The sequence below is a fragment of the Pseudomonas nitroreducens TX1 genome (assembly GCF_000313755.1).
GTDB classification, from domain to species: Bacteria; Pseudomonadota; Gammaproteobacteria; order Pseudomonadales; family Pseudomonadaceae; genus Pseudomonas; species Pseudomonas nitroreducens_A.
The window spans coordinates 144588-168214 of record NZ_AMZB01000121.1 but is presented as its reverse complement, the minus strand read 5'-3'; the positions used below and the strand labels follow the sequence as shown (position 1 = coordinate 168214).

Annotated in this window: 34 protein-coding genes; 30 read left to right on the top strand and 4 right to left on the bottom strand. The window is 58.7% G+C overall.

The annotated features are described in order from the left end of the window. Nucleotides 1-262: 262 nt before the first annotated feature. From C167_RS32745 to C167_RS0119205, 13 genes are all read left to right on the top strand, one after another. Nucleotides 263-703, top strand: coding sequence for a DUF6283 family protein (locus C167_RS32745; RefSeq protein ID WP_037006226.1), 441 nt, complete (start codon nt 263-265; stop codon nt 701-703). A gap of 80 nt (nt 704-783) precedes the next feature. Further along, nucleotides 784-1497, top strand: coding sequence for a hypothetical protein (locus C167_RS0119265; RefSeq protein WP_017519928.1), 714 nt, complete (start codon nt 784-786; stop codon nt 1495-1497). A gap of 190 nt (nt 1498-1687) precedes the next feature. Then, entirely contained in the window at nt 1688-3046 is a 1359-nt protein-coding gene (locus C167_RS0119260; protein WP_017519927.1) for a hypothetical protein, read from the top strand. Between the two features lie 166 nt (nt 3047-3212). Beyond that, entirely contained in the window at nt 3213-3404 is a 192-nt protein-coding gene (locus C167_RS0119255; protein ID WP_017519926.1) for a hypothetical protein, read from the top strand. A 136-nt stretch (nt 3405-3540) separates the two neighbouring features. Next, nucleotides 3541-3756, top strand: a complete 216-nt coding sequence (locus tag C167_RS0119250; RefSeq protein WP_017519925.1) for a hypothetical protein — start codon at nt 3541-3543, stop codon at nt 3754-3756. A 459-nt stretch (nt 3757-4215) separates the two neighbouring features. Beyond that, nucleotides 4216-4449, top strand: a complete 234-nt coding sequence (locus C167_RS33870; protein WP_081596696.1) for a hypothetical protein — start codon at nt 4216-4218, stop codon at nt 4447-4449. A gap of 84 nt (nt 4450-4533) precedes the next feature. Further along, the gene (locus tag C167_RS0119235; protein ID WP_017519922.1) at nt 4534-5130 is read left to right on the top strand and encodes a hypothetical protein; all 597 of its coding nucleotides are present in this window, start codon (nt 4534-4536) and stop codon (nt 5128-5130) included. Next, entirely contained in the window at nt 5127-5366 is a 240-nt protein-coding gene (locus C167_RS0119230) for a hypothetical protein (protein WP_017519921.1), read from the top strand. Before C167_RS0119235 ends, C167_RS0119230 begins: the two co-directional genes overlap by 4 nt. A gap of 61 nt (nt 5367-5427) precedes the next feature. Then, nucleotides 5428-5715, top strand: a complete 288-nt coding sequence (locus tag C167_RS0119225) for a hypothetical protein (protein WP_017519920.1) — start codon at nt 5428-5430, stop codon at nt 5713-5715. Nucleotides 5716-5730: 15 nt separating this feature from the next. Next, nucleotides 5731-6132, top strand: coding sequence for a hypothetical protein (locus C167_RS32740; RefSeq protein WP_017519919.1), 402 nt, complete (start codon nt 5731-5733; stop codon nt 6130-6132). Nucleotides 6133-6220: 88 nt separating this feature from the next. Then, nucleotides 6221-6976: a hypothetical protein gene (locus C167_RS0119215; protein WP_017519918.1), complete on the top strand. Its 756-nt coding sequence runs from the start codon at nt 6221-6223 to the stop codon at nt 6974-6976. Nucleotides 6977-7109: 133 nt separating this feature from the next. After that, nucleotides 7110-7709 (top strand): hypothetical protein, encoded by a 600-nt coding sequence (locus tag C167_RS0119210; protein ID WP_017519917.1) that lies wholly within the window; start codon nt 7110-7112, stop codon nt 7707-7709. Between the two features lie 77 nt (nt 7710-7786). Beyond that, a complete protein-coding gene (locus tag C167_RS0119205) occupies nt 7787-8968 on the top strand; it encodes a phosphoadenosine phosphosulfate reductase family protein (RefSeq protein WP_017519916.1) in 1182 nt (393 codons plus the stop codon). Nucleotides 8969-8976: 8 nt separating this feature from the next. Here C167_RS0119205 and C167_RS35385 read toward each other — a convergent pair whose 3' ends face one another. Continuing rightward, the gene (locus tag C167_RS35385) at nt 8977-9753 is read right to left on the bottom strand and encodes a cold shock domain-containing protein (protein WP_017519915.1); all 777 of its coding nucleotides are present in this window, start codon (nt 9751-9753) and stop codon (nt 8977-8979) included. A gap of 151 nt (nt 9754-9904) precedes the next feature. Between C167_RS35385 and C167_RS0119195 the strand changes: the two genes are divergently transcribed. From C167_RS0119195 to C167_RS0119165, 7 genes are all read left to right on the top strand, one after another. Beyond that, nucleotides 9905-11002: a hypothetical protein gene (locus C167_RS0119195; RefSeq protein ID WP_100227289.1), complete on the top strand. Its 1098-nt coding sequence runs from the start codon at nt 9905-9907 to the stop codon at nt 11000-11002. Between the two features lie 88 nt (nt 11003-11090). Then, nucleotides 11091-11687: a glutathione binding-like protein gene (locus C167_RS0119190; protein WP_017519913.1), complete on the top strand. Its 597-nt coding sequence runs from the start codon at nt 11091-11093 to the stop codon at nt 11685-11687. A 102-nt stretch (nt 11688-11789) separates the two neighbouring features. After that, nucleotides 11790-12122 (top strand): hypothetical protein, encoded by a 333-nt coding sequence (locus C167_RS0119185; protein ID WP_200860167.1) that lies wholly within the window; start codon nt 11790-11792, stop codon nt 12120-12122. A 389-nt stretch (nt 12123-12511) separates the two neighbouring features. Continuing rightward, entirely contained in the window at nt 12512-13012 is a 501-nt protein-coding gene (locus C167_RS0119180; RefSeq protein WP_017519911.1) for a hypothetical protein, read from the top strand. A 72-nt stretch (nt 13013-13084) separates the two neighbouring features. Then, complete coding sequence (locus C167_RS0119175) at nt 13085-13282, top strand: hypothetical protein (RefSeq protein WP_017519910.1); 198 nt, start codon at nt 13085-13087, stop codon at nt 13280-13282. Nucleotides 13283-13500: 218 nt separating this feature from the next. Then, nucleotides 13501-14247 (top strand): hypothetical protein, encoded by a 747-nt coding sequence (locus C167_RS0119170; protein WP_017519909.1) that lies wholly within the window; start codon nt 13501-13503, stop codon nt 14245-14247. Nucleotides 14248-14302: 55 nt separating this feature from the next. Further along, a complete protein-coding gene (locus tag C167_RS0119165; protein ID WP_017519908.1) occupies nt 14303-14581 on the top strand; it encodes a hypothetical protein in 279 nt (92 codons plus the stop codon). A 389-nt stretch (nt 14582-14970) separates the two neighbouring features. On the opposite strand, the gene C167_RS0119155 is transcribed toward C167_RS0119165, so the two are convergent. Further along, nucleotides 14971-15369: a hypothetical protein gene (locus C167_RS0119155; RefSeq protein WP_200860166.1), complete on the bottom strand. Its 399-nt coding sequence runs from the start codon at nt 15367-15369 to the stop codon at nt 14971-14973. 10 nt (nt 15370-15379) lie between these two features. On the opposite strand from C167_RS0119155, the gene C167_RS35180 reads away from it, so the two are divergent. The 3 genes from C167_RS35180 (at nt 15380) to C167_RS0119145 (ending at nt 17023) form a co-directional block, all read left to right on the top strand. Further along, the gene (locus C167_RS35180; protein ID WP_235154338.1) at nt 15380-15889 is read left to right on the top strand and encodes a hypothetical protein; all 510 of its coding nucleotides are present in this window, start codon (nt 15380-15382) and stop codon (nt 15887-15889) included. Then, nucleotides 15879-16229, top strand: a complete 351-nt coding sequence (locus tag C167_RS35175) for a hypothetical protein (protein WP_235154337.1) — start codon at nt 15879-15881, stop codon at nt 16227-16229. The genes C167_RS35180 and C167_RS35175 overlap by 11 nt, the downstream gene beginning before the upstream one ends. Before the next feature lie 134 nt (nt 16230-16363). Next, nucleotides 16364-17023 (top strand): OmpA family protein, encoded by a 660-nt coding sequence (locus C167_RS0119145; RefSeq protein WP_017519905.1) that lies wholly within the window; start codon nt 16364-16366, stop codon nt 17021-17023. A 705-nt stretch (nt 17024-17728) separates the two neighbouring features. Here C167_RS0119145 and C167_RS33865 read toward each other — a convergent pair. After that, nucleotides 17729-18445, bottom strand: a complete 717-nt coding sequence (locus C167_RS33865; RefSeq protein WP_017519902.1) for a YcbK family protein — start codon at nt 18443-18445, stop codon at nt 17729-17731. Between the two features lie 148 nt (nt 18446-18593). Here C167_RS33865 and C167_RS0119125 point away from each other — a divergent pair, with 148 nt between their 5' ends. The 3 genes from C167_RS0119125 (at nt 18594) to C167_RS0119115 (ending at nt 20680) form a co-directional block, all read left to right on the top strand. Next, nucleotides 18594-19154, top strand: coding sequence for a hypothetical protein (locus C167_RS0119125; RefSeq protein WP_017519901.1), 561 nt, complete (start codon nt 18594-18596; stop codon nt 19152-19154). Nucleotides 19155-19460: 306 nt separating this feature from the next. Next, the gene (locus C167_RS0119120) at nt 19461-19661 is read left to right on the top strand and encodes a hypothetical protein (protein ID WP_128082531.1); all 201 of its coding nucleotides are present in this window, start codon (nt 19461-19463) and stop codon (nt 19659-19661) included. A 491-nt stretch (nt 19662-20152) separates the two neighbouring features. Next, a complete protein-coding gene (locus tag C167_RS0119115; RefSeq protein ID WP_017519899.1) occupies nt 20153-20680 on the top strand; it encodes a hypothetical protein in 528 nt (175 codons plus the stop codon). 109 nt (nt 20681-20789) lie between these two features. Here the strand turns inward: C167_RS0119115 and C167_RS0119110 are convergent, their stop codons facing one another. Beyond that, the gene (locus tag C167_RS0119110) at nt 20790-21059 is read right to left on the bottom strand and encodes a hypothetical protein (protein ID WP_200860165.1); all 270 of its coding nucleotides are present in this window, start codon (nt 21057-21059) and stop codon (nt 20790-20792) included. A 168-nt stretch (nt 21060-21227) separates the two neighbouring features. Here C167_RS0119110 and C167_RS0119105 point away from each other — a divergent pair, with 168 nt between their 5' ends. The 4 genes from C167_RS0119105 (at nt 21228) to C167_RS0119090 (ending at nt 23489) form a co-directional block, all read left to right on the top strand. Further along, on the top strand, nt 21228-21668 hold the full coding sequence (locus C167_RS0119105; RefSeq protein ID WP_017519897.1) for a hypothetical protein: 441 nt from the start codon (nt 21228-21230) through the stop codon (nt 21666-21668). A gap of 456 nt (nt 21669-22124) precedes the next feature. Beyond that, a complete protein-coding gene (locus C167_RS0119100; protein WP_017519896.1) occupies nt 22125-22466 on the top strand; it encodes a hypothetical protein in 342 nt (113 codons plus the stop codon). An 80-nt stretch (nt 22467-22546) separates the two neighbouring features. After that, nucleotides 22547-23020: a hypothetical protein gene (locus tag C167_RS0119095; RefSeq protein ID WP_017519895.1), complete on the top strand. Its 474-nt coding sequence runs from the start codon at nt 22547-22549 to the stop codon at nt 23018-23020. Nucleotides 23021-23060: 40 nt separating this feature from the next. Further along, entirely contained in the window at nt 23061-23489 is a 429-nt protein-coding gene (locus C167_RS0119090; protein ID WP_017519894.1) for a hypothetical protein, read from the top strand. The last annotated feature ends 138 nt before the right edge of the window (nt 23490-23627 follow it).

Below are 23627 nucleotides of genomic sequence, written 5' to 3'. Positions count from 1 at the left end.
TCCCCCTTACGGCCGGGCGTAACTTCAGGCTTCCGGCACACCACCCCAAGCAGATACTGGAGGGAATCTAAGTCAGGGTTCCCTCCATGCTCATACCCGTCCTCCTCATAGCTTTGCTCAGTGGCGCTGCCATCGTGGCATCTTGGCTGGCCAGCGCCCTTCCAGTAGCCTTTGCTCCTGACTTCCAGCCGGTGACCGCAACATTTTCACTGCTGAGCGGGGCTTCGGCCTCCACGCTACCTACCAATCGCCCGGTGTCTCTATGACTCGCACTACCTCAAAACCGGAAGTTCTGGATGCAAGGTATGCGGACTGGAACCACCAGGTGGTCACTGTCAAAAGCGACCGTAAGCATGCCTGCAAGGTCCCCTGCAAAGACTGCCCCTGGCGTCGTGATGCAGTGGGCGTGTTCCCTGCAGAAGCTTTTCGTCTTTCAGCCCCCACCGCGTATGACATGAGCGATCGGACTTTTGGTTGCCACACGACGGGCAGCAGTAAACCGACTGTTTGTGCGGGGTTCCTCCTCCGAGGTTCGGCGCACAACCTGAAGGTGCGGATGAACCTGATCGCCGGGAAAATCGACATGTCCAAGGTGTCTGACGGTGGAGTCGATCTGTTCAAGAGTTATGCAGAGATGGCAATAGCGAATGGTGTTGACCCCGAAGACCCGGTTCTGAAGCCCTGCCGGGACAATTATTCCTGAGCTGACGCAACTCCCCTACGCTGGTTCTGTCACACCGGCGCCAGCCTGAATATGGCTCCAACGACACAAGGAGCCATTTCATGGACATCACCTTCGCATTCAGCTACTTGCACTCCATTGTCCCAGCACGCTGCCGCAAAGCGCGCACCGTACGGGAGAATGACGGCCTGGTAACAGTCGGCATCCGACATATCGACGCTGATCATGCTCCAGTCGGCATTGTGTGCCGCAACACCGAACGGCCTGATCATCATCCGGTGGAGTACCGCTGGTTCGAGGGGCGCCTGTGGACTGACTCAGCCATTTACTGTTGCGCTCGCGATCGGCATTCGAAGGACGGCCCGAACGCCAAGTACCGCATGCCCGAGCAAAAAATCTCGCTGATCACAGACAGCGCCATGCTGAGCGAATCCTGCCAAGGCATCTACGTCAGCGCTTACCTGGGGAAGCAAGGCGTAACCGATTACCTACAGGAGTGGGCAACTGATCGCATCATCATTGATGGTCAGATATTCCGCCCCGCCGGCGAGCCGATGTATGTCGTTATGACCTTCGGGTTGAGCAACAACCACGGTGGAACGTCCATGCACTGCACCGACTGGTTGAACTCCAACATCATGGAAAGCGCTTACTTCTCGCTCCTCGAGCGGCAGAAAGCCGAAGCATACGCTCACCAGGTTGCAGATGCCCGAGGTGACACCGTAAGGCGGAGCGTGAAGCCGGGATTCGATTTCGACGTTCGGATTCCTGCGGCCATTCAATGGAAGAATCCGGGTAAGCGCAAAGCTGCATAACGGCCAACCAGCAGGCTCAACCCCCAGCATCCGCCCCGGCCGAATCATTCGGCCGGGCAATTCAAACCACTTGCTCGCCTGCTTCTGTCACGCCCTGGGATTTACAAAATGGACTCCAGCCACCGGACTTGGCTGGAACCTCAGATCAGCCTCCGGTAAACCCCAAGTGACCACCCCGGAGATCCCAAACGTGCTGAGCACCGCAATCTTCCATGCCCTAGAGCAGATCGCGAACACCCCTGGAACCAACGACAAGCTGGCGCTCCTCAAGACCAACGTCGAGAGTGAGGCCTTCCAGCGGACCATGATTTACATGCTCAACCCATTCATCACGTACGGAATCCGCCCGTCCCGGGCGAGCGAGTTCGGATTGTCGGAGTTCGGTGATGGGACATGGGAACTTCTCAACCAGCTGGCTAGCCGCCAACTCACCGGCGACCGGGCAAAAGCTGCCGTGTCTGGTGCGCTCACCAGCCTGAACCCTGAATCGAGCGAACTGCTCTGGCGGATCATCTCCAAAGACCCGCGCGCAGGGTTCTCCGAAAGCAGCGTCAACAAGGTCCATTCGGGGCTGATCCCTGAATTCAGCTACATGCGCTGCAGCCTGCCCCATCACACGAACCTGTCCGAATGGGACTGGGCCGGCGGCATCTTCTCGCAGATCAAAGCGGACGGGATGTTCGTTAACGTCACCGTTGAAAACGAAGACGCGACGCTGACTACTCGCGCTGGCACCCCGATTCCCGCGGAGGACTTCAGTGAGCTGATCGCAGGCCTCAGCCAGCTCCGCACTGGCCAGGCGCATGGGGAGTTGCTGGTCGAGTGCGACGGCAAGATTCTGCCCCGTGAGGTTGGCAATGGCATGCTGAACTCGGTAATCCAGGGCGGACAGTTCGACTTGGGTTGCCGCCCGATCATCAAGCTCTGGGACCAGATCCCGCTTTCGTCCGTCAAGAAGGGCGGCCGTTGCGAGATTCCGTACGAGACTCGATTCGGCGAGTTGACTGATCAGGTCGCAGCCCTGGCCCACAGCGCAATCTCCATGATCGAGACGAAGCTGCTTTACTCGCTGCTGGATGCGATCGCCCACTACGTCGAGCAGCTGGAAAAGGGTCTCGAAGGGACGATCCTGAAGAAGCGCTCTGCGCACTGGTTTGACGGTACCAGTAAGGACCAGATCAAGCTCAAGCTGGAAGCGCACTGCGAGCTTGAGGTTGTTGACTTCCTCCCAGGGAAGGGGGCAAACGCCAAAACCTTCGGCTCGCTGCTCTGTAAGAGTGCGTGTGGCCAACTGGTAGTGGGCGTATCGGGCTTCACCAAGAAAAAACGCCTGGAGATCCATCTCAACCGAGAGGCTTGGCGAGGCCTGATCATCACCGTCAAGTCGAATCAGATCATGCGTCCGAAGAAGCCCGGCAAGCCCTACAGTCTCTTCCTTCCGCGGTTCGTGGAGGAGCGCCTCGACCGCTCGGTGGCTGACGACCTGCAGCGCATCGAAGAGCAATTCGAGAACGCTATCAAGATGGTTTCTCTCGGCTTGGCAGCGTAGCTGCCGGCCTGGCGACGCTCGCGCGCACCAAATCAAGTTAGCCAGCGCCTAGGGCCTGGCAGCCTGGAGCTGGCTGCCGCGCCGGCATTACGACGGACATGAACCCGCCCCGCAAGTCCGAGGGGCCTCCATCCAAGCGCCGGCGTCGCCGGCTGGAGCTGAGCTGATGAGCGAACAAGCCGCCGAGCGCCGCAAAGTGACGATAGAAATGCCGGCCGTCGAGCTGGTCTGCCCTTACTGCGGAAATGACGACACGCATTCTGGCGCGATCTTCGAGCCTGGCGGCGATTACCTTTTCGCCACCGGACAGACGCATTGCGACAAGTGCGAACAGTGGTTCGATGTGTGCGTTGAGTAGCCGACGGTCCGTGTCCATGCATGACAATGGATTACGTACGATCGGCCCGATCCTGATACCAGAACCAACACAACCGGCGACCACATGCCGAGTAGCCGGTAAACCAGGGCCTGGGGCTCTTGAGAGGAAACCACCAATGGTCATCGAACAGGACAAAGCAGAAAATTTCGAGCTTTCTTACAGCGTGAAAGTAGACAACAGCTTGATGCTGGAGCTGTTAGTCGACGAAATAGAAACGGGCGACTGCTTCTGGCAAATTACGAATGCCTGCGGACAAGTTCTCGACCGCTCTGATCTTTATGAGGATCAGGCTCGCTGCCTACGTGACGGACTGAACAAAGCGCTGAAGTAGGAAAGCCATGACCAGCAGCTATGTGGTCATCCCTCACCAGCAATGGATGCTCGATGAGGGCTTCATGCTGAAGGTCAGCGCCAGTCGACCTTGCCGATGACATCAACGAAATTGCGAAATCAGGAGTTTCTCGTGAGAACTGAGGTGGACCTGAAGTCAGGTACAGACTTTTTTGCCTGCCATCGCGGCGCGGATGAGTTGGGGACCATGAGCACTCACTGGTTCCAAATTAATAAATCACCCTTATGCCTTGAAGCGGCCAAGCAGGAATGTCAGAAGCTGTTTGAGTCGGGGCTGCTCTACCATCCACAGGTCTCCGAGTTCCGAATCAGCCGGCCTGACGGCTCAACCGTCCTGGTGGCCAATCCTCCCCACTCTGAACCCCTTACGTGGCGGAAATTCTCCATCTAGTCCTAGTTTCTTTTCACACGCCTACGATGCCACTTGGAGAGTGAAACCATGTCATGGGCAGATAAGGCAGCACCGATCGTCGCAGATGTCATCCGCCGCGTAGGCCGGGACGACATGAAAGAACTTCGGCAGGCTCTGGCCGAGGCTTACCCTTGGGGGAAGAGATCCAATACCCCTTACAAGGCGTGGCTGGCCGAGATTAAGCGCCAGCTCGGCCATCCACTTCGCACCCCAAATCACGACCTGAACAATCCGCAGATCGACCTGCTGAATCATCAGTAGGACAAGCAGGATATTCGGCGCTGCCCGGTTCTGGCACAGGCAGTTCACCCTGAAGATTCCCTCAATCCAAACGAGGGGATCAACATGTCTCAGCAAGATATCAGTGCCGGCCTGGCCTTCCTGCGTGCTGCACATCGCGGTATCGGAAAGTCCGTCGGCGACCGCGATCGCTCCACGCTGCTCCACAGTGCGATGGAAATCGCCATCAAGGGGAAGATGCTTTTCAGCCTGGACGAAGTCGCTGCACTGCAGCGCCTGCAGGTGAACAGCTCGGTAGGCGTCTTCCGCCCCTTCTCTGATCAGCATTACTCGATGGCCTGCCTTGCAGGCGGAACCTTCCACCGCGTTTGGGAGAAGGCATTCAACTGGACGCCTTTCAAGGCCCCGCTGGTTGCCACGTCGTCGAGCGAGGTCCGGAAGGACAACCGTGTTGCGCCGGGCATTGCAGTGTTGATCCCTGGACACGACACCGAAGACCTGATGCCACGATTCGATGGTCATCAGGTTTGGTGGTGCACCAGCATCTCCACCACCAAGGGCACGATCACCCTCAGTCGCTACAAGCTGGTGCCCGGCAAACTCTACCCATTCAGTCGAGAAGGGCACCCAGTCAACGTCAAAAGCCCCTCACATGCCACCTGGGCGGCCTTTGTGGGTACCACGGAGGAAGCAGCAGCATGACCCGACTCTACCCAGACCTGCAACTTCCGGAGCTGGACGTCACCCTCCTTCGGCGCGGGCTGGCAGTTCAAACGCGCATCTTCTACGCCGACAGTCTCCCAGGTAACAAGGCCACCGTCGTGCGCTTCTGGGATTCCCCGAAGGGTGTCTTCGTCCGCTGCAACTACGGAAAAAACCTGAGTGGCAAGTCACTGCTGAAGACAATGCCGGCGAACGTCCTGGCGCTGGCGAGCTGACCTCTAGTTCTGACCCACGGGAGAACCGCAGTAGACGGCCTCCCCTCTCCGAGACATCAACATGCCCCATGCAAGCCAGACACAGCTCGAGCAGATTCTGGAATCGTCCAACACCCTAACCGTGGGTCACCGGAGCTTTTCAGTCTCCAATATCCGCCGCGAAGGCGAACTTGGCCTATTCGCGACCTTCAAAACCAAGCGGGCTGAGTACATTGCGATGGCCTCGCCCAAGACCCGAGTTATCGGAAGACCGAATGCAGAGGTATGGGCGGTCATGTCACTCTCAGGCCACGGGCGCAAGATCGTCGACTTCGCGGTCGATCAAGGTCGCGTCCTGGTACTGGCCTGAGTCTGGAGCGCAACCATGCTGATCATAGTCTTGGCCATCTCATCGCTGACCTTCTGGAACTACATCGAGCACATGGCGCACCAGGCCTGCGCTGTCGCCGTGAAACTGGAGTTGGGCACGCTATTGGACCGCCTCCCGCAGCTTCTTGCCCTCCTCGCTGCCGCCGGCCTGGCATCTGAAACCCCCGCTGCAGGAGTTGCCTTCCTGGTGATCCACCATGGGCTAATTCTTGTGCTGACCATGCTCTTTCGCTCAGCGGTCCTTACCTCCAGCGCCAAACTCCAGCAGTCCCGAGGGCATGCACTCATCAAGGCCTCTGGGATACGGGGCTGGCGCCTGACCTGCATGCTCGCGACATTGGTGGCGGTAGTCATGCTCACTCCCGTCCTGGCGCTCCTGGTGCACTTGTTGGCCTGATGGAGGGCAAGGAATTCAGCCCAGGGCTTTGGCTGGTGGCACACTTGTACCGTCCCCAACATAGGCGCATCCACATCGGGAGGCGCCAATGAGCACCAAGATTCATCACGGCCGGATTAAGCGAAATGCCACTCTTGAGCAGGTGCTGGCTGCTCTGGTCCGCTTGCGTCCAGACTTTGTACGTGCCGGGCAGGCAGCTGTGGCTAGGGTACTGGCTCGAAAAATCGTATTCGGCCGCGACCTGGCTGAAAACTTCACGCCGATCGACGAGGACCGGGATCACTGGTCAGCCGCGGCCGTTTGTAGCCGGTTCGACGAGGCCCGTCAGAACCCAGAGGACACGCTCAAGACCCTCGATTGGGACTTCACCTGTTCAGTCTCTGTAATCCCACATCAAGGCGATGTCCTGATGTTGACCTACTGGCGCAACCACGACGCCTTTTCCGACCTCATAGAGTCAGTAGGCTTCAGCCGTTACGTTTATCAGAACAGCACCGACAAACCTGACTCTATCAGCGAGGAAGAGTGGGAAAACCGGCGCATCGCCTGGGACGAAGCGCTCCCGACGGGCCGCGCGGTTGATGTAGGCTTCGAATTCAGCCTCTGCACGTGGTTCGACTTGGCAATGGTCAAATACGACTCAGACCTAATTGCGGCGTCGATTCCGAGCGAGGAGGCCCGACGCGAGCGTGTAGCCCAGCACCTGATTGAGCACGAAGTGGGTTACGGGCTCAAAACAGTCGCTGAGGTTTGGCGCGCACAGCGCAAGGTGCGAGATCGTCTGCCTGAACGCATGCCGGCCATTCATCTCTGCGAGTCCCCACTGCAAAGGCGGAAGCAATAACCACGGTCGAGCAAATTCTGCGCCTGTACTTTGAATTGACCGTCAGCACCACTTCGAAATGGTCGCCTAAGGCTTCTGGCACGCCCAAGTTGCGCTGATCCTGTTTAGACCGACACACAGACAGGATCTACCCATGCCCTTCCTCAGAGCGCAAAACAGCGCCCCTAGCGCCCCCCTCAGAACCCTCACGGCTGAAAATCTTGGCTTCCAGACCTTCTGGGACGCCAATGTTGCCATCCTGGCTCCGAAGCCGGGGTGCGGCATCCTGCTGGCCTGCCCCCATGACCCAGCGATCAAGGAGATCAACTTCATGGTGGGTGGCGAGATCTATGCTGCCTCCGTCGATGATGACGGCCGGATCGCAGTCGAAGAGATGAGTTGTATTGACCCCCGAGGTTGGGAGTTCGACGGCGAGGCCTGGGTTGCCGACCAGCTGAACAACCCGACCCTTGTCGAGGTGACCTTCAAGGCCTTTGGCAACGTTGAAGACCTGTTCTTCGTCCATGAAGACTTCGAGATCCGCAACCCCACCATCAGTGAGTGCGGCCGATTCAGTGTGGCCCCCTCAGAGTACGGCTTCGTGCATCGCGCTGATGACGAATCGAACTGGTACCGAGCTGTAACCAAGGGCACCCTGGTACTGACCAAGTTCCAGCTGGTGCTGATGGATGCCTTGGGGGAGATCATCGCAGTACGCGACCTCTCCGATATCCGGATGGCCAACGACGAATAGGTCTGACTCTACCGCTTCTGGCACAACTCAAACGCGGCGATCCTGGCTTCATCACATCGAAGCCAGGATCAAAGGCGATGACCTTCCAACCCCGATTCATCTCCACCACCCCCGACATCGAGCGCCTCCTTTCCGCGAACGCGGCCGTCGCCGTGGGTGTCAGTGGAGGTCAGGACAGTCAGGCATGCCTACTGGCCGTTCATGAGCATCTGAACTCGATTGGACATACCGGCCCACGCCTGGCCGTCCATGCTGACCTCGGTCGCGTTGAGTGGCTCCAGAGCCTACCCAAGTGTCAAGAAATGGCCGAATTTCTCGGGTGGGAACTGCTAGTCGTACGTGGCGGCAACGGCGACATGATGGATCGTTGGCTGACACGCTGGCGGAGGAATGTCGCGCGCTACCAGAGCCTGGAATGCGTTCAGGTAATTCTTCCGTGGTCCACGGCCAGTCTTCGCTTCTGTACCTCAGAAAAGAAAACAAACCCCATATCGAGCGCGCTCAAGAGACGGTTTCCCAATCAAGACGTGGTCAACGTTGTTGGTGTGCGCCGTGAAGAGAGTGCCAACCGAGCTAAGCAGCCGGTGAGCAAACCGGACAGCAAAATCGTGTCCAGAGGAAGGGAAGGTGCAACCTGGAACGCCATTATCGACATGAAACGGGCCGAAGTGATCCCGTTCATTGAGTCATATGGCCTGGCCAGGCACGAAGCGTACACCGAGTACGGAATGACGCGGGTGAGCTGTTCATTCTGCGTCCTTGCCTCGGCCCGGGATCTGATGTCCTCAACGCAGTGCGAAGACAACCATGCGATTTATCGCGAGATGGTCGATCTGGAAATCACCTCGACATTCTCTTTCCAATCGGGGAAGTGGCTGGGCGACGTCCGTCCGGATCTGCTGGGCGAAGAGATGCTTCAGGGGCTTGAGGATGCCAAGCGCAAGGCAGAGATCCGCCAGATTGCGGAAGCTCGCCTGCCCAAGCATTTGCGGTATGTGAAGGGTTGGCCTGTGGCAGTTCCGACAGTAGCGGAAGCTGAGTTGCTGGCGGAAGTCCGCGGCACCGTCGCTGACGCGCTGGGTTTGGAAATTAACTACCGGGACCCGCACGGCATTATCGCTCGGTACGAGGAATTGATGGCCAAGGCCGCTTCCAAGGGCCGGTCCAGATCACTGGACGTCGATGACGAAGAGCTTCCTTCGGGCCTGTTGATCCCCGTAAAGCAGATCGACCCGTCGCAGCACGCCTGGCCCTTTTGAGGTCAGGGCTAGTCCTTGGGCTGTTGCTTGCGCAGCAGCTTGAGCCCTTGTTTCCAGAAGAAGACCAGGGCCAGGCCCAAGATCTTCCCGATCGTCATGGTCCAGCTCCACAGCATCTTGGCCCCATGCTCAATCGCACCGGGAGGAATCAGGCTGGTGCTGCCCTGCGGCTCCTCCTCGGCCGCCTTCCCGTTGAGCTGGTCGATCCACACATTGAAATCTTCCTGCCACTTCAGTGACTGTGCGATCAGCCCCTGGTCAGTGGTCGTGATGATCCGCTGAACATTGGCATAGGTGCCGTGGTACCTGTGAACTGTGTAGTAGTAATTGGAACAGCCCTGTTGCCGGCTGAACTTCTCCATGCGGACGTCGAGCACCGCATTACCGCCACGCGCTTCGCTTGCTTGCTTGAGCATCTCCCGCGCACGGTTGGGATCATTCGACTCTGCCCAGCCGGTTCCCAGGAAGAAGATCGTGTCGAAACCTCGGGCCTGGGAATCTTTGGACCAGATGAAGTTGTGGGGTGACTCGTAGGCCTGCCCCGGAGGCGGAGGCAGCTCCCCTGGCGTGACATTCGTTGCGCGGTACCCCTTAGGGCTGGGCGAACCTTCGAATTCAACGGACTGCCCATCTACCAGCGGCTCGCCGCCGGCGACACTCTTGATGTGCACGAAATAGTCGCGCCCGTCTTCTCCTTGGATGAAACCGAAACCCTTACCGGCCATGAAACTTCTGACCACACCAGAGATGCGCCCCTTCACCTGCCCCTGTCCTTGTACTTCCATCTTGAAACGCGTTCCGTCCCGAATATCAGGCGGCAATACTACCGCGACTTCGCGTACTTCGTTTTCCAGAGCATGGGTTTGATGCTCCGAGCAGCCCGGTCTGTGCAAGGATCTGCGGGCTTCTGGCACGCCCCCTACAGCGGCAGTCTGGATGCATCTCGAACGGTCAGACAAAACCATGAATCGCATCCTCATCCTCCTGCTTGCAACCTTCGCTATCCACGCAGTCGCCGCCACCGAGAGCACCAGGCGAGATGGCCATCGTTTTGCTCCGGCCACGGTCAGCCGCATTGACGACCCTGGCAGCTATCCGGAGGTGTTCATCTCTGGCTACATCGAGCGCGAGACAGTCGCCCGGTTCAAGGAACTGGGGCGTCTGCATAGCGCTGGTGTCGGAATGGTCTTCTTCGACTCCCCTGGCGGCGATCTACTGGCCGCAATGGAGCTGGGCCAGCTGATTCGAGAGCGAGGTTTTTCAACGAGAGTGGGTCGGCAGGGCCAAGGTACTACCCGCCTGCCGGGACGTTGTGAGAGTGCCTGCCCCTTCGCCTTTGCCGGTGGGCGCTTCCGTTTCCTGGAACCGGATTCGAAGCTGGGTCTGCATCAGTTCATCAGCTCGGGAGGCGATCAGGCCAACGATCTGCAAACAGGTCAAGTCGTCTCCACGATGATTGCCAACCACCTGACCTCGCTGGGGATCAGCGTCAGCGTGATGGAGCGGATGGTGTCCGCAGACAACGGAAGCATGGCTTACCTGACCCCAGTCGTAGCATTCGATCTTGGGCTGATCAACGCTGGCACGCTACCTGCGCAATGGCAGGTCACAGACGTTGCCGGCGCCGTTGCGCTTGTTGGGGAGCAGGAAAAGATTCAGGGGACCGGCAAGCTAGCGCTGGCGTGCGCTGAAGGGGATGGCGTGGAGCTGACGGCCATGTTCAAAGCCTGGTATTCCCCGAGTCTTGCTCAGGCCCTAAACGAAGCCACGATTGTGGCCGACGGGAAGCAGGTGGGCGACTGGTTTCGTGTCCCATTCTCCAGAACACGTAATGGATTTGTGAGCTTCACCTTCAGGCCCAACCCCGAGCAGCTGCGCGGTCTTGTCGGTGCTCAATCAATCGGAATCCAATACAGCAAATCTGGCACCGAAGTTCGGGCCGGGTTTGAGGTGGATGCCCGGAACTCAGCGTCCTTGATCCGGAGCTTCGTGAATCTGTGTAAGGGGCAACGACCTAGTCTCGCTGCCCCGTAATAACGCAGAAATAAGGGTGAGTGGTGCTTCTGGCACACCTTTTCCAGCCTGATCCTATGCCCATCGAATCAAACACCGAGGGCACACCATGAGCATCGTCAACACCCTGACCATCTTCTCCGACAGCACTTGCTACCGTTCCCACATCGTCCGCCTCGTACTGGCGGAGAAGGCCATTGACGCTCGCATCTTAGACGTTGCCGTACCGGCAAACGCTCGCCTGATGTCTCAGTTCGGTTCCACTATGCAAGCACCGGCGCTGGCTGAGCGCGACCTCGCGCTGCACGAAGTAGACATGGTTGCGGAGTACCTGGAAGAACGTCATCCGCACCCGGCACTGCTGCCGACAAACACCACCGCCCGCGCCAATGCTCGTATGCTCGCGCGCCGCATTCACCGCGAACTGTACCCGCTGCTGGATGCCGCCCAAGCCGGCAGCATCGAAGCCCGCAAGGAGCTGGCCAGCACCCTGCTGGAACTGGCCCCTCTCTTTGAGCAGAAGCAGTTCTTCATGTCGGACACCCTGTCGATTGCAGACTGCACCCTCGCCCCTCTGCTGTGGCGAGTGAAATCGTCCGGCATCAACCTCACCAAGGTGCGCGGACTGGCCGGCTATTGCGAGCGCATGTTCAGCCGCCCCGCCTTCATTGCCAGCCTCACCGAACAGGAACAGAAGCTGGCCTGAACCATCTGCTCCGCCTGCGGCCTCGATTGAGGCCGCTTTGTTTTCCCCTTCCTGATTGGCCCGCTGGCCAGTGCTGCAGGGTTTTCAGCCCACGGTCTTGGCTTGAATCTCGGCCTGCAATCGGAAGACTTCCCTCATCTGATTTTCTGGAATGATCCTGTGACCCAACTCGAAGCCTATCTGGCCCAGCACGGCCCGTCCCTGAACCTCGCAGGCGAAACTGTTCAGGTTCGACACATCACCCGGCGCACCGCCGACTCCGTCACTGCGGAGTTTCTGGGAGCACGCCATAACTACCTGGGACGCTGCCACACTCCGGACAGCCAGGCGACCAAACCCGATCAGTCCGAAACATGGGAACTGATCCGCATCCCTGGTCGCGGCAACGTAGCGGACCGATTCCGCGTGGAGAACCACCAGATCACGGCGGCCTAAGCCGTGGTCCCGATCCCACGCAACGAACTTGAAGCAGCCCTCGCCAACCTGGTGCCAGGGAGCTCAAGTGAAAGCGATATCCGCACCTGTCTCTACCTGCACCTGCGCACGAAACGAAATGCCGAGCCTTCGCTGGTAAACACCCGCATCCAATTTCTACAGGACATCTGGGATCAATTGCCTAAGATCGGTTTCGTAGAGAAGCGCGTAGCCCAGGCAATTCAAGAGGTAATTGCCGACGCAGCCTAGACCGGCGATCAACGCTCTATGGCCGGCCAGGCAACGCAGAATCTCAGTTCCGGCATTTTGCGGGCAATCTGCAACATTGCTGGGCACAATGTACGTCTGCGGCCTCGACTGGCCGTGGAACCACTGATGTAGGAGTTTCTATGGACGACCTGAACACCGAGACGGACTTCAACTCCCGGAGCGCACCGAAGGTAACTGTGCGGCTAAACAGCGATTGCCATGAAGGCCTTTCCACGCTCGCTAATCTGCACAAGCGAAGCCTCAATGGCGAATGCGTCATGGGCCTGGAGCGCTGGCTGGACCATCAGGCCCAGACCACTGCAGTCCTCAAGCTGATCGCCGGCCCTTTGAAAGAAGTTGCGGTCAAAGCAGTGCTCGAAGAGGTCCCACTGGTCACGGATGAGCCGGGAGTTCCTTCCGACAAAATCAGTTTCATGCTCCGGTACACGCCCTATATCCGGAAGCGGATTGCAGAAATCAGCTCAGAAACCAATGTCAGCGCACATAGCGTGATGCTGACAGCTCTGGCCTGGTGGGTGAACACCTCGCGGCAGGCAAACGCACTATTGGCGGCATCACTCGGTACACCGGGCATTCACCACGCCGGTCTCCTCGACCACTCTGCAATACCCGCAGCCTGAATTTCTCTTTGGGGTGCTTCTGGCACAACTGATCGCCACTGAGACTGGTGGAAATCAAACAGGAGCACCACCATGATTCTGCGTATTCTGACCGTCATCGTTTTCGTACTTCTCGCAGCCGGCCTGCAGTTCTTCACCGTCAATTACGGGCACTGGGCAGAAGGTCCAATCATCGTTGCGGCATCCGTTGCAGCTCTCATCTGCGCCTTCCTCGCCGGCGGCATGTCTGCCTTTGACGACCGTGCTCAGGGCGAGCGCAAAGAAGGCTAAGACAGCTCTCGCGAAACCACCCAAAGGGGGCCTCTTGAGGCCCCCTTTTCGCATCCAAACCCAAGCGCTCATCGTGCTTCTGGCACGCACCACTCCGGATAAAAATGGTTTCAGCCTCAGAAGCCCTCCCCCTGATAGTCGGCGAGCGCTGCGGCCCCAAATTTTGGCAACACCGGGCACCGTGCCTGGCCAGTCTCAAACCACCTGGAGTCCTACGAATGCTCAGTGCTGAACTCAAATCCGACTATAACCTGGCCTGGAATACCCTTCTTCAAAGGCAGGCACAGGTAGGGGCTACTCTGCGTACTATGCCTATCGGGAGCTATGTAGAAGTCTTCGGCCATGCGCTGGTATTCCACCGGCATATTGGCCAGGTGGTTCTCTTCCAGATCAAAGCCCGTGAAAACTCGCTCGACTTCGAAAACCCCCTCTACCCATGCGACGCTGACCTAGGACACGAAGATGTGCTTGAAGAGCTTGAGATACTGAACGCATGGCTCGCAGCCCCGGTGCCAGCACACTTCGACCCCGTAGCGATTGAAACCGGCATTACGGCATCCCTGATCAACATGGCCCGAGATAGCTTCTTGGAGCTCAATCAGTTGGCGAACCCCAAGCCCAGCCAGCTGGTCACTGCCTTCAACGAGCTGGCGGCGCTGGTCGCAATGGTCGGTACCGTCCTCAGCTACTACCCTACTGCGCGGATCACGATTGGGGACCGAACCTACGCAGTGGACGGCGACTACACCTTGCTCAATCTGAGTTGTAATGATTGCGGGTCGGCCAATTCAAGCGCTTCGCATGACCCTGCCACCTGGGATACCTGGTTCAACATCCAAACCACCAACGTGGAGCAACTGGAGAATTTGGTATCCGAGCATCGGGAGTGGCTGGCATCAGAAGCTGCGCAAACTTTCATCGCCAGCATTCCGGATCACCTGCGCTGGACGGTTGAGATGGCGTAGCTTCTGGCACGCTCCCTTCGCAACGATCATGGCTCCAATCCAAAGGAGCCATGCCATGCAACTTGCCCTTAGCCTCACCGTAACGACCCTCTGTCCCGTCAAACCGATGGACGAGGTTGTGTTCACCCCTCTCGCCACGGAACACCTCAAGACGGTCGTCCGGGGGCGCGTCATGAACACCCTGAACACTTCTGGTGGAAACTGGCGCTGCGCGGTTGTCCTTGAGGGGGAGCCCTTCCCGACGGGCCGTAGCGTCAACGTCTACTCGCATGAAGGAACGTTCGAAGTTCTTGCCGGCATTCCCCCGGTAGCAGGGGCATCCCTCAATGGTTGATCGTGATGCCCTCCGTTTGCTTGCTCGGAACCCCCACATGTACGCCCAGTTTCGGAGGACAGGGCGTCTCCCGAGCATCTGCAGGCCCGCCGGCCCGTTGATCGCGCTGTTGGACACCATCCCACCCAGAGATCGTGTTGAGATCCGTAGCATCGTCATTGGCCCCGCCCTGGGCTACACGGGCCGGCATGCATTCCAGAATGCCGCACAAGCCCTCAACTGGCTAAGGCCACAGCAGGCCACAGTAAGTACGCCAAGCGAGTCGTGGAGGGACAAACGCTTCACCCGCCCTCTCACGATCGAGGATCTTGCGGAGTTCGCCCAGATTCCACCCCGCATTATTGAAGACTGGCGTAGAAGGCACGGCTCGGGCCGCTGAATACGGCCCTTCACTCCCGCAGTTCGATTTCCCAGGTGCCACTGGAACGAACCCCGTTTTCCACCTCACTCCACTCTCCATCCATGAGATCCGAGTCTGGCCGGCATAGCGAAGCCTGAGCATCGAAACCCTCACTTTGGGGCCAGTACCGGAGCTGGTACTGGTCTCCCTCAAGTACACCTCGATAGGTTGACGGCGACCCGGCGCGCAGGTACTCGATCACCAGTTCGGAATCTCGGAAAACTACGACGCATGGCTCGGTCTGTGCACCTTCGCACCCCTCGTAATACGTGGTCATCGTGCTGTTCCCATAGCGCATTTGAGAGCCTTCCTCGGTAGGTGAAAATTCGATGATACCCGGCTGGTGGCACAATTTAGCGGAGGCACCATGTGCATGAAATTCGCTCATGGAGATCATCATGCAAGAAGCCGTCTACACGCCGCCCAGCTGGATGAAGCCTTACCTCGACGGTACCCGTGTCGGCTACGCCCAGGCCAAGCTCGCCTACAGCGACTACTACAACATGGACGGCAGCGCCGATATGGAACCCGAGTGTGAGGAGCGACTGCCGGTAATGCGTAAGGAGATGGTTTCCTATGCGTCGCGCACCGGCACCAAGCAGAACCTCGCTGCAATGAGGGAGGCTGGGTGGCGGCTTTTGGTGAGCCCGGCTGGTGCATTACGCACGGAAGGCATGAAATTCTGCCTCGACAACGCCGCTTGGTCGGCCTTCCAGCAGGGACGACCTTTCGATGAAGTGGCCTTTGGTAAAGCAGTGGATCTGCTAGGTGCTGATGCGGACTTCGTGGTCCTCCCTGACATCGTTTGTGGGGGCATGGCGTCTCTTGAGTTTTCGCTTAGGTGGAAGGAGCGTTTCCGGAATTCCGACTCTGACTCTCATCGCGGTACAAGACGGCGTGGAACCTGATGATGTCCGAGAATTTCTTAGCCCCAGCTGCGGGCTGTTCCTGGGCGGGTCAACTGATTGGAAGCTGAAGACCTGTAACGCATGGGGCGTGCTGGCGCGGCGTAGGAACTGCCATTTCCATGTCGGGCGAGTGAACTCGGCCAAACGCATCATGCTCTGCTCTGCCGCTGGCGCACACTCCATCGATGGTACGAGCGCCACCCGCTTCTCCAAGACTCTGCCGCGCCTGGATGCAGCCCTGGTTCATGCCGACAGGCAGGATGACTTCTTCTCGCCCCAGGCAAAGCCCATCGACGAAACCAACTTCGACTGCGACTGGCCTTTCCCTCCGCGTCGATAACAGCACACCCAAGCCCGTGCGGAGTATGTGCAGGCAAATCAGTTGACGGCGGATGCAGCAGCAAAGTCTTAGCCCCGCTTCTGGCACGAAGGCAGCAGAAAGAAGATGAGGCTCCACTTTCGAGGAGCTCCATCATGTTCCAGATCATCAAGACCCTTTGCCTCGCTGCAGCCCTGATCGGCCTCGTTGGCTGCACGACCAATCCAGCTACTGGCGAGAATCAGATCGACCGGACAGCCGTCGGTGCTGTGGTCGGTACCGTCGCCGGCGGCCTGATCGGGGCGGCACTTGGAGACGGCCGAGCAGCACTCATCGGTGCTGCCATTGGGGCAGGCGTCGGCGGTGGCAGCGGATACCTCCTGGACCGCCGGCATGCCGAGTTGCAAAGAAAGCTGCAGGGGACTGGACTGACCGTTGAGCAGGTGACTGACCAGGCCCACGGCACCCAAGCTTTGGTCGTGAAGGCGCCGTTAGACATCACCTTCAGGTCGGGCTCTGCCGATCTGCAGATGCAAGCGTTCAGCGGTCTGGCCAGCCTTGCTGGCGCACTGCGCGAACATCCGGAGCAACGCGCTGTTATCACCGGCCACACCGACAACGTAGGTGCTCACCCGAGCAACATGCGACTGAGTTACGGCCGCGCCGAGAGTGTGGCGCAGTACCTCTTTGCGAATGGGATTTCTAGGGACCGGATCGAAGTCCGCGGCGTTGCCGATTCCCAGCCCATCGCAGACAACACCTCGGAATCTGGCCGTCAGGCGAACCGCCGAGTCGAGATCCGGATCAGCATCTAAACCGCTCTCCCCGCTAAAATGAGCAGGGCCTTGTTGGTGCTGTAAGCTGGGCATGCCGGGCCAAAGTTTGGCCCTGATGCTCACTGAACCCTACCAGAGAAACTCCCTTCCCTATGCCCCCAGTTCAGCTCCCAACCGTACCAGCACTCGACGATCCCCAGCTCCAAACATTCGTAGATTTTCTGCGGTTTAAGGCGCCAGTAGTTCCCCCGAAAGGTGTAGATCCCAACGACTACATGGAGGATCTGCATGTCCACCAGGTACCTGTTGCCCCAGAGCCGGGATACCAGGAACTGCATTGCTGGTACAACTGCCTTGACTTGCAAGCGAAACACGGCGGGGAGGCCATCTTTGGATGGGCACTTTGGAACACCGAGGGGCAGTACATAGCTCAACATCATGCCGTGTGGCAGCAGCCAAACGGTCAGTTTATCGACCCAACCCCAAATCAGTCTCGGACGAAGTCAATTCTGTTCATGCCCGACGGACGCGCTTCGTTCGACCTCCAAGGTCTGAGGTCGCCAGCGAGCCTTAAATGGTGGGCCAATGATGACTATTGCTGGGCTGCTGGAGACCTTGAGAAGGAGCATTATTTCATCTGCAACTACGAGCTCCAGGAGTCGATTTCAGACTGGGTACAAGGCATTCAGAAATCGTGTTCGTAGGCTCCGCTGCATACGGTCGCCCGTCATTCTGGGGTGAGGATTAGGCCAGCATTCCGGTTTCAAGAAGATCAGGCCATTCAGGGGCCAACTGGGCCAGCCACAATGCGTCTGTGGAAGAGTCCAGTTGCTCAACCGCCCACGGGTGAAGCTCTCGCTCATCCAGCTGGGCAACGCGCCAGGTTCTGACCTTGCCGACGTCGACGTGGATGAAGCCCTTACCGGGGTAGAAGCCGACTCCTCCTACGCCAATCGCCTGCGCCAGCCTGCCGAGGTTGTCGACACTGAGCCCCGGAATCCGAATATCGGCGGCCATCGCCTGAATGTGAAGGGATTGCTTTGCTGCTCCCTCCAAAGAGGAGTTGTGCTGTGGCGTCCTGTAGCCGCTGTTCACCAGTATCTTGTAAGGCAGCTTGTTCACCCGCAGCCAAACCTGGATGAGGAACATGAGGTCGAGCAGCTTCGGGCTCATCCGGACAGTGGACTTGTACCTCACATCCCGCAGGAGGCCGCAAGCCTGCTGGTACCCCTGCACATCCCACCCCTGGCCTTGCCGGAAATAGCAAAAAGTTGACTTCTCTTTGCTGTCGGGGCGTTCGAGGTCAAGCCAACGATCACGGTTCAGCGCAACGACGCGCCAGTCGTACCGCCTGCCGGCATTGGCGCTTCCCCATACCTGGCCGGCGGCGAGCACCGCGGGGGCGGCAAGCAGGCCTGCAAGGAAGGTGCGGCGGCTGATGATCGTCGGCGGGAGTGCCATCGGTACGTGAGCTCCTAATGTTGGAGCCTACGATAGCGACCGATCAGCTGGGTACAACTCAAAGTGGGCCTCGCTTTTCCCCTGGCTGGTGTCACGCCCTGATCCACAGATGATGGAGGTCCGATTCAGCACCACAGGCTCAGGAAACATGGACAAAGTCAGAGAAGCAATGCGCAAGCGCATCGAGGCAGGGCTGGATAAGTCCGGCTGGAAGGTCACCGAGGATCAGCCCCACATCGATACGGTGCGGTGCTGGTTCTACTCGATGAATTTGGTGTCGGGCGTCCGTCTCATCGGCGCAGCCTCACAGGAGCTGTACCGCTCAGCACAGACCGGCAAGGGCATCATCGCCGAGGCCAATGGCAAACACCCAGGTGTGCATCCAGCTGATCAGTACCTGGCCGCTGTTTCCTCCTTCGATTCCTCCCTCGATCAGCAGACCTTGGAGGCTCGCGGAAATCTGCTCGGCTACCTCGCAGGCTACGCAAGAACAACCAAGACCTGGCAGATCGCCCCACCCCTGAACCAGGTTCCTGGTGTCCACTTCATCGCGATTGAGTGGGAAGCGAAGACCGGCATCCGTGTTCTGCGTCCTGCAATGGCAATCGCTTCAGAACCATTGTCCCCGGCCGAGATCGTTGAAATCGCGTCCATGCAGCTGGCGATGCACCTGGACCGCAGCCCCCATGAAGCACCGATCGGCATGTGAGTGCCGTCGTTTGGCCCCCACGGGGGCCTCCTCATCGCCACATGTTCTCTTCCTCAGCTGGATATCAAAATGCCGATTTACCTCGAGGCACCACCCTTTGATCCCCGTGGCCCTGACGGCCAGGGCCGCAACCGGCTCCGCATCGACTGCATTGACCCCACTCCCCGTTGTGCTCTTCGCCCACGCAGTTTTCCCACCTTGCGAGAGTCTCAGAACACTATGTTGGCCGCATGGAACGGCCAGTTCGCGTGCTGCACAAATCAGGGGGAGTGCTCGAGCTGTGCTCACGGCTCACGCCGGTTTTCCTTGCCGAAAGACGATGAGCAACTGGTGATCCGGCAGGACGCGAACGGAATGCTCCACTACACAACCGATCTGGCGGCAGGCTGGAATGCCCATTTGATCCCGCTCGACTGGGATGACTTGGCCAGCCTTGAGGACGGCTGGGTTTTCGGCCGCGCCCAACGCGACCAACATAGCGAGTTCATCACCGTTACTCGGGTTTGATCTCGCGGTTTTCATCCTGGCCTTTTGGGTTGCTCCGGCCATCCGCCAGTGATACAAGATCCGCGTTACATGCTTGAGTCCTTGGACTTTGAGCACCAGGCGTACGGTTCCAGACCTCTGGGCTGTTCACCTGGCCTCGGTCGCTGGTAGAACTTCTACTGGAACCCGGGGAGACACCGCTGGCTCCATCCTCCGCATGCGCGCCTTTCGGTGTCACATGCACTTCAGAGTGAACTGGTCATCCAACCGGAGCGCTCATTCCCTCTTGTGAAAGACCTTCCGGGCGACTTTTAGGCCGCCCAGTTGATGCCGTGCGCTTTTCTGGCCGGTCACGTCTAGCAATTAAGTTCTGAGGGACGGAGATAACCTGGCAAGCCAGGTGCTGCACACCACATCGAGTGGTTCGAGCGCCCTGGCACCCGCCGGCGCATTTCTATCCCAACTCGGGGCACTTCCTGCCCTGGGCATGAGTGCCTCCCTGGAGAGCACCCATGAGTACCAATCATCGCACTCGCATGAGGGACCAAGCCGAGTCCGTCCGCCTGCTTCTGGGCGACGGGCAACCGCTTGATGCAGATCAGTCAGGTCTATCCGCCAATGTCCGAGAAATGGTCCGGGAAAGCCTATCTCGCCATGAAGCGCTGACCGCTGTATTCAGCGAACTGGACCGGGTAGGAGTAGGGTTGACGGTCAAGCACTGGTCCGGGAACCAGTGGGCGATCTTCCTCCCAGACGCATCCTCACCCGGGAAATTCCGCTACCAGGTTTTTATGGCCAACGGCTGGGTTTCCCACTTTACGTTTCAGACCCTGGACGAAGCTGTCTCTGACGCATTCGACTCAGGGTTCCGGACAGTTGCACCACCAGAGACTCTCGATCAAGTTGCTTCGACGGTCGAGTGGATGAAGGGGTGCGATCGCCTGGAACTCATCACGCAGCACAACCGCGGCGAGATCAGTTACAGCGAGATGCTGGACCAGTTTCAACAGGTGGATGCCAAGTACGCTTCGGCTGCTTGACGTCCCAGCTGGCCTTTTCAGGTCAGCTGGTTTCAGGAGATGGAGCCAACAAAAAACCCCGCGATCCTTCTCAGGACGCGGGGTTTTTCTTTTGCGGACGTTGCTGGGGTCAGTTCATCCCGTACTTTGCGATATCAACCCCGAGGCAGTAAGACATCGCGCGTGACTTGGTCCCGGCGCTCTGCGGGACCTTGAGATGGTCAACGATGTAGTTGCAGTCGTCAAAGGCCAGAGCTCGGGATTGGCTGGCAGAGAGCGCCACCGGCTGAGCGGATGCAAGGCCATTCAGGTTGGATTCTTGTTCGATAACGGAGCTACAGGCGGCAGTCAGCGTTGCGGCAGCGGACAGGGTAGCCATGACGGCGAGTCGACGGATCAAGAGGGCCTCTCTTTGCCAGGTACCTGGCTTCAGCAATGAGGCAATCCACGTTACCGAACCCCCGGCGAGATGCACGCCAAGTCAGTGGGCGGAAATTCCGCTTCAGGCTTCTGTCACACACTCGATCCGGGACCATAGCGGCAACCAACACAGATGAGGTGTCGCGCTATGCAGTACCAAGAATCCCAACTCCTGACCTACCTGGCCAAAGCTCCCGTCGCAGTCTGCACGGGCCTCAAGGAAATCCCGGAGCTGGTTCCGGGCCAGATCCTGATGAATGCTGCGCGCCCCCTCCTGGGCCAGCAAACCTTCCAGGGGGACTTCCTCCGCGGTCGCTTCTATGCATCTCTCGACCCCAGTGACTCCATCTCGGAGGTCTTTGCTCGCGAGAACCTGAAACTCGACGGCAAGGTGGTGTTTGTCGTCAATCAGACGCAGGCGACGGAGCTGATCCTGGACGGCTGTCGCTACCGCGCCGAGTACATGGCCATGGAAGAGGAAGAGCGCTGGTCGATCCTTCGCGATCGCATCTCCAAGCTGCAGGACATGGCGGTCGAGGACTTCATGGAAAAACTCGGAAAGGTTGCCAGCCCTCAGTCGGCAAGTTGACCTTTGGGCGATTAACACTTCCCCAATTCCAAGGGGACCGATACCCCAAATGCTGTATCGTCGTCCCACTGGAGATCAGAGACACGGAGTAGGTCTTGAATCGAGTAGTTCACCCCTTGGAGTTACACGCCAGCTATTTCGGCCTCATCACCGATCACCTGATGGTCCGGATTGCTGCCCAGGACAGCATTTCAGCGCAGGAGCCTACGACAGCTGACCCGGCTCCTGAGCCGGTTAGAAATCCGATCCGCCCACGCTCCCAGCGCCAGCAACCCCCTACCACCGATTGAGAGTTGCCCCTCCCTCCTTCCAGGCGCTGACCAAGTCAGCACCTGGAATCAACAGCACACACCACATCTAGCCCTCTCGCGCGCTTGAACAACATTTTCCAGTGGTGGTTCTGGCACGCCCCGGTACCCCTGATCATCAGCTCCATCATTCATGAGGAGCGAATCCATGTTTCACCCAACCCAGACTCAGCCCCTTCTCGATCACCTCGAAGAACTCAGCAAACTCGACTTGTCCGGGCTACCGGCTGAAATCAGGGAAGTGATTGGCCGCATGCTGCAAGAAGGTGAGAAGCTCTCCAGGCTCGACCAGCACCTGGTCGTTGGTGTCCGCGATACCCGCACTGGCATGGGCCACTATCCGATTCTCGTCCCGCAACATCGGCGGTACGCGGAAGCCGATTTCCTGGCCACCTTCGACACCAGCTCGGATACCGACGAGGACTACACCTACCTCGTTCACTTCGAAGCCCACGAAGTCCAAATCCTCCCCTTGGAGGGTGAACTGTGAAGGGACTGCCATATCAAGCAGTGCGTGACGCCGTCTGCGCTGGCGCGACAGTCCCCGCCCCCGTTCTTGCGGAGTTCCGCATGGCCTTGGCTGGCATGCGCCCCTACCTGGCCGCCACGGTGTACGAGGGCCTCCATCAAGCCGGCTGCATGGATATCGAGATCGCTGCGATTGTCGGGAGGCCGATACGCCATGTTCGCTCGCTGCTGGAGTTCGCGAAGGCGCCGCAACAGCTTGTAGACCTGGTAGCAAACCGAAAGGCTTCGCTCGAAGCCTCTCTCCGGGCACTGCGTATCGCAGAGGAGTCTGGAAGAGACGTACTCGCTGTCCTTGAGGAGGCCGCAGTCCAGGCCCGGCCGAAGAAGGTCCGGGCGGGGGGCCAGGCGATCGGGACTAAAGCTGTCGTGACGAAACTCCTGAAGTCCGAGGTACGACGCCAACTCCGCCAGGGTCTCGCCGGCGGGGCCGATGTCGTACAGATCCGTGCGGACGATGCCGAGCAACTGCTTCAGGCGCTTGAGAAATTGGCTTCTGGTACCCGTCGCCGCGCATAACTTTTCCCGGGCGCGCCGGGGTTACAACGAGGAATACACGATGGCCTGGACGAGCATCAGCCACCCACCGGTGGCGATCAACCACGATGATTTCACCCTGCGGTCCGAACCCGTACAAGGGCTATACAAGGATGGCACTCAGGCAGTAGTGCGGTGGTATCCCCCATCGGAGGACTGCGAGGGGAGCTGGAAAACTACCTGTGCGTCTGCGTGGGATGTGACCGGCTACATCACCCACTGGCGCGAACTCTTCTCCCCGCGGCTCGAGAGTACGACTGCCTACGTGGTTGAGGACGAGCAGCTGGACACCCTCAAGACCATCGTCAAAGGGCTATATGGTGATGGGCAGAACGTTTCACCCGATCGCCGCCGGGACCTCGCCAATCAATTGCACCATTTGGTGGGAACTATTCAGTCCCAATGTATCGAGCTAGAGACCTATCTGTGCGGGGTGAGCGCTCATCTCTGACCGTTCGCCAAGCCTGCGAATACCTGCTTTTTGATTTAGTTTAGGCAATATGGCTAGATTAGCTGGCCAGCTAAACTAGCGTTTTGACCTAAGATAAAGCTGTACTAGCTTCATTAGCTGACCAGCTAAACTAGCGAA